Genomic DNA, 463 nt, shown 5'->3' on the forward strand with positions numbered 1-463 from the left:
GCGCCGGGTTGGGCGCCGTTGCCGGTGCAGTATGCGGATTACAGCCTGTGGCAGCGGACCGTGCTCGGCGACGAGTCCGATGCGGACAGCGTCCTCGCCGGCCAGGTCGCCCACTGGAAGCAGGCGCTCGCGGAACTGCCGCAGGAGTTGGCGCTGCCGTTCGACCGGCCGCGGCCGGCCGTCGCCTCGTACGAGGGTGACCGGGTCAGTTTCGAGCTCCCGGCGGAACTCCACGAAGGGCTCAAGGAGCTCGCCCAGGAGCACCGGGCGAGCCTGTTCATGGTGCTCCAGGCCGGCCTGGCCACCCTGTACTCCCGGCTGGGCGAGGGGAACGACATTCCCCTGGGCACCACGATCGCCGGTCGTACCGACGATGCGCTGGACGGCCTGGTGGGGTTCTTCGTGAACACGTTGGTGTTGCGTACGGATACGTCGGGGAATCCGACGTTCGCTGAGTTGTTGG

Annotated in this window: 1 protein-coding gene; it reads left to right on the forward strand. The window is 68.7% G+C overall.

Annotation, left to right across the window (positions count from 1 at the left end):
* A partial coding sequence (locus tag AAHZ94_RS34990) for a condensation domain-containing protein (protein WP_349997675.1) occupies positions 1-463 on the forward strand: 463 nt, incomplete at both ends.

The organism is Streptomyces sp. HSW2009, from assembly GCF_040240285.1.
GTDB lineage: Bacteria > Actinomycetota > Actinomycetes > Streptomycetales > Streptomycetaceae > Streptomyces.